General features: G+C 59.9%; 3 protein-coding genes and 1 pseudogene. 3 read left to right on the top strand and 1 reads right to left on the bottom strand.

Annotation, left to right across the window (positions count from 1 at the left end; all coding sequences use genetic code 11):
- Positions 1-306: 306 nt before the first annotated feature.
- Positions 307-425: pseudogene (locus QZ269_RS12140) on the top strand (IS4 family transposase); the annotation flags it as partial.
- A 48-nt stretch (positions 426-473) separates the two neighbouring features.
- Here the strand turns inward: QZ269_RS12140 and pcaC are convergent.
- Entirely contained in the window at positions 474-866 is a 393-nt protein-coding gene (gene pcaC, locus QZ269_RS12135) for a 4-carboxymuconolactone decarboxylase (RefSeq protein ID WP_291426967.1), read from the bottom strand.
- Between the two features lie 74 nt (positions 867-940).
- Here pcaC and proB point away from each other — a divergent pair, with 74 nt between their 5' ends.
- Both proB and QZ269_RS12125 read left to right on the top strand, forming a co-directional pair.
- Positions 941-2,032 carry a glutamate 5-kinase gene (gene proB / locus QZ269_RS12130; protein ID WP_291426966.1) on the top strand — a complete coding sequence of 364 codons (1,092 nt, stop codon included), beginning with the start codon at positions 941-943 and terminating at the stop codon, positions 2,030-2,032.
- A gap of 860 nt (positions 2,033-2,892) precedes the next feature.
- Positions 2,893-4,497: a hypothetical protein gene (locus QZ269_RS12125; RefSeq protein WP_291426965.1), complete on the top strand. Its 1,605-nt coding sequence runs from the start codon at positions 2,893-2,895 to the stop codon at positions 4,495-4,497.
- The last annotated feature ends 126 nt before the right edge of the window (positions 4,498-4,623 follow it).

Raw genomic sequence — 4,623 nt, 5'->3', positions numbered from 1 at the left:
ACTGTAAAGGTGATGGAAATGGGCGAGTCACTCCGTGAACTCCTGCGGTTGGGCGTTAAAGCAGCCTGAAAGGTTCCAAACTACTGTATAAGACGGGTGTAAAATAACCCGCGCACCTCAGTAGACGACAACTTCAGTTTCACCTCGTCCCAGACGAGAAAAACAAACGGCCAGTTCCACCGATTTTTATGGAACTGGCCGTTTGCGGTCTCCTGGAAGTGTGAAAGCGGCAAAATCCGCTGCCCAGCAGGTAACCGCACCGACCCAGCACTTCAAAGCAAACGCGAGTGACCTGCACACCGGTACCCACCAGGGAAGCTCTTGCTGAGTCTGGAGCGCATCAACCGCGAGCACGGGAAGAAGCCCCCCTGATCTGGGTACCTGTTGATGAATCTGGGAATAGCCATGCCTACGCCCGTAGATGGACGCGCCCGAAGTGAACGGTTTGCAAAACCTCTTAAGCGGAGTCCGTACTATTCCCCCCGGCCTTCCTCCCGCTCCGCATACACCTGCTTGGCCAGATTAAACGCCCCCAGCGCCGCAGGTACCCCCGCATAGATCGCAACCTGATGCAGCACGTCACTCAGGTCCCGTTCGCTGACCCCCGTATTGGCCGTCGCCCGGAGATGCCCGCTGAGCTCACCGGTGCGCCCCAGCGCCGCCAGAATGCCGATAGTAATCATGTGCCGCTCACGGTCGGTTAGGTTCCCGCGTCCCCAGACCGCGCCCCAGGCGTACTCGGTCATAAAGCGCTGGAAATCGGCCCCGAACGCTTCCGGATCGCCCGCAAAGGCGCGGTCGACGAACGGCTGACCCATCACACTGGCGCGCTTGGCTTTACCCTTTTCTAGCATCTCATTGCTCATAGGCCCCGATTATTCCAGTAAACAGCCGCGCCGGGGACTTATTCTAAAAGCGCCGGGGGCTTATGCTGGAAGCTATGCGTGTTGTCCTCAAGCTCGGAACGAGTGTCCTGACTGCCGGAACAGACCGCCTGCACGGCCCCCGGCTGGTTGATCTAATGCGGAGTATGGCCGCTGTGCGCTCGGGCGGGCACGAGGTCGTGCTGGTGAGCAGCGGCGCGGTGAATGCGGGCTGGGAAGTGTTGGGCTTTCCGCCGCGTGACCGCACCCTGGCCGAAAAACAGTTGCTGGCCGCCGTCGGCCAGGGCCAGCTGATGCACCGTTACGCAACTATCGCCGATCTTTACGGGGTCAATGTGGCGCAGGTGCTGCTGACCGCCGACGATTTCCGTGACCGTACCCGTTACCTCAACGCCCGCACCACCCTGGACGCCTGCCTGACACGCGGAGTGCTGCCAATCATTAACGAGAACGACGCGGTGGCCACCGGGCAGCTGAAAGTGGGCGACAACGACACCCTGTCGGCGTTCGTGGCGAATCTGGTCGAGGCCGACCTGCTGGTCATCTTGACCGACGCGCCGGGCCTGTTTACCGCCGACCCGCGCAGCCACCCTGAAGCGACCCTGATTCCGGTGGTCGAGCGTGTGACGCCGGAGGTCTGGGCGCTGGCGGGCGGCGTGGGCAGCCACCGGGGCACCGGCGGAATGCACACCAAGATTCAGGCTGCCGAGATCGCCACCCGCGCTGGAACCCCTGTGGTGATCGCGCCAGGCGACCAGCCGGACGCGCTGAGCCGCATCGTCGGCGGAGAGACGCTGGGCACGCGCTTCCTGGCGAACGGCAACCGTCTGGAAGCCCGCAAACGCTGGATTCTGGCCGAGATCGCCTCGGGCCGTATCACGCTGGACGCTGGGGCGGCCCAGGCCGTGTCCGAGCGCGGCGGCAGCCTGCTCCCCGCCGGAATCAGGGCCGTCGAGGGCGAGTTCGAGCGCGGCCATACCATCCGGCTGCTTAGTCCTGATGGCCAGGAGATCGCGCGGGGGCTAAGCCGTTACAAGAGCAGCGACCTGACCCGGATCATGGGCAAACACTCGCGCGACATCGAGGCGGCGCTGGGCTTCACCTACGGCCCCGAGGCCGTTCACCGCGACGATCTGGTGAGGCTGTAGTGCGGCATGACCGCTTCCCGCCACGCCCCGGTATGGCAGTGGCATATCCCTACACGCAGCCAAGCAGGGCCTGCCCCTCTTACGTCTGAGTGGGGCGGGCGGTGAGCCTGCGGTCGAACTGGGGACAGGCCGTTTTCGGCACGGGTTGCGCTCGGTCAGCTCCTCATCCACCGCTCCTGCGAAGAACCGTCCGAGTTCCCGCATGTACGCCGCGATGGCCCCGTCCTGCACTCCCCCGCGTGATCTCAGATGCCTAGCGTTAATGCGCTTTCCCCAACAACATCAAAAACCCCCGACGCGGCAGCGACTAATGATCGCCCGCACGGGGGAAATTTGAACCAGAGACAAAAAGCTTCAGCCCATGCCCTCGCCTGCATGGGCTGAAGCTTTTGGGCGATTTCCGCCTGTTGGTGTACCTGAAGGGATTCGAACCCCTGGCCTTCTGATCCGTAGTTGCCGTCGCGGTAGGTTTACGCACGTTTTGCAACGATGCCCGACATTCACAAAACACGCTCTATAACGGCATTTTCACAGCTGGGGAGAGGCGTGAAAATGCCTAAATGACCTCTCCGATGACAGACGATTACGCACGGGATTACAGGAAATGCCCACCGTGTAATCAGGAATGACCTGAAGATGGCAGGTTGGCGGGGGCGGAAGAGCTAAGGCCAGGGCCACGACAGACAGCCACAGCAGGGCCAGGAGGGGATAGATCTTTTGTTTGGGCACATGTCCTCCAATCCCGGCTGAATGAGTCTGGCCCAGCACACTGGGGCTGCTGGGCCAGTAAAAAGCCCCCGCACTGAGGCGGGTGTAAGCTGTCAATTGTGAAAAAGCTTCTTTGAACCCTCCTACCTGCTATGATCCTTGGTTCAGCGTCAGCCGAGTTCCTGAGTGGTCAGTGGGCTCAGGGGAAAAACGGCTGGTTCTTTCCTATAGACGAGATTCGCTTCTACACTTCCGAGCGTCCAGATACCATCAACGACGCCACTGAAGCAGTCACGGCCCTCAACAGCTTGTTCAAGCACAGTGGCACTGATCTTTACGCCAGCGTCGTACCCATCCGGGCTCGGCTCTACGAAGATCAGTTGCCAGGTCGCATCAAGCTTCCTCCAATCATCAGAAACCGCTACGCTTCCGCGCTGGCGGCTTTCAAGGCTGGAGGCGTTATGGCCCCTGACTTAAATACGCTGTTTCAAAACTCTCCTGATCGTCTGGCGACCTACCCGCTCTATCTGAAGGGCGATCACCACTGGGCCGGGCCTGGAGGTCTTCTGGCCGCACAGACGGTAGCCAAGCAGATCACAGCCTCGGGCAAAGTCGCTCAGGATGATCAGGTTACGTCAACAGTTTCCTGGGGCACTCCTAAGCTCTCACCGAAGTCTCCCGTCGCTGCCGATGGGAAACCAGCCGCCAAAACCCAGTCCGAGATGTACCGTCCTATTCAGGTCAGCAATCAGGAGAAAAGTAATTCGTTGCTGGGCAACGAAACTTTCCCTATTGCCGTAGTAGGCGACAGCTTCTCGAACGGTGAACGGGACGGCGTCGGCCTCTTTGCCTTCCCTTCGCTGATCGAACACTTCTCGCAACGCCGCACTTTCAATGCCGCCGAACCCGGCAAAGGCCCGTGGCTGCCGATGCTGGACTACCTGAAGTCGTCGGCGTATCAGGACAGCCGCCCAAAGGTGTTGGTCTGGGAGATGTGGGAAGCCTTCCTGTCTGGCGACGGCCAGGGGTACATTCCAGATGACTTTCTTCGCCAGGCCGGGCCGCTTGTGCTAGGCAAATGCCAGAAGCCCAAGCCACTGGCCTTGGGGAAAGCAGTGACGCTTACCCCCGGCGACTACCTGGTGCTTAGTGGCCTGAACGCGTCCCAGAAGAGCCGCCTGAACTACAGTAGAACTCAAGACCAGATACTTGACGTGACTGAAGGCGGACAGGCGTTTGTCTTCCCTCAGCGCTTTGGGGTCGTCACCCTGGCGATGAACAGGGAGTCACAGCCAAAGAGTGCCGGAATCTGTACCCTGCCGCCAGCCTTTGTCAAAACCCTGGCAATCAATGGGAAAACCATTGACCTGGCGCGGAATCACGCCCGCAATCAGGTGGACATTCCCGGGTTCTATCCCTCCAATGATCAACTCACCTCCCGCTGGTCGCTTGGACCGAAGTCCAGAGTTCAGTTCCTTTCGACTGCTTCAGCAACTGGGAGCGTCAGCCTGAAAATCAATAATCTATTCCCAGACCAGCACGTCGACGTTGCTCTGAATGGCAAGGCGGTGAAATCGTTGAACCTCCCTACCGGCATCACGAAACTCGACCTGCCGATTGCAGTTCAGACAGGTCTGAATGACCTGACCTTTACGGTCAAGCAGTTCCGAGATGCGAACGCGGCAACCAAGAAGCTAGTCACCGATAGTCGCAATCTGGGTTTGTCGTTCCAGCGGCTTGCTATCAGTGCGAAATAGCTCAGCCCTGCTTGACCATGCTGATTTGCGCGGGCTTGGATGGGGTGGAATTAGAGGCTGTCTGAGGCCCATATCGTCGGAGTATCCATGCTGCCCTCTTCATCAGGCGCACAATCGCTGGAGCAG

Source organism: Deinococcus sp. (genome assembly GCF_018260405.1).
Classification (GTDB): domain Bacteria; phylum Deinococcota; class Deinococci; order Deinococcales; family Deinococcaceae; genus Deinococcus.
Note: the sequence above shows the minus strand (reverse complement) of the source record. Positions and strands in the feature narration are given on the sequence as shown.

What these genes read in the sequence shown, in the direction of transcription:
- QZ269_RS12125 (WP_291426965.1), top strand. Translation starts at nt 2,893, where the DNA reads ATGATCCTTGGTTCAGCGTCAGCCGAGTTCCTGAGTGGTCAGTGGGCT.
- proB (WP_291426966.1), top strand. Translation starts at nt 941, where the DNA reads ATGCGTGTTGTCCTCAAGCTCGGAACGAGTGTCCTGACTGCCGGAACA.
- pcaC (WP_291426967.1), bottom strand. Translation starts at nt 866, where the DNA reads ATGAGCAATGAGATGCTAGAAAAGGGTAAAGCCAAGCGCGCCAGTGTG.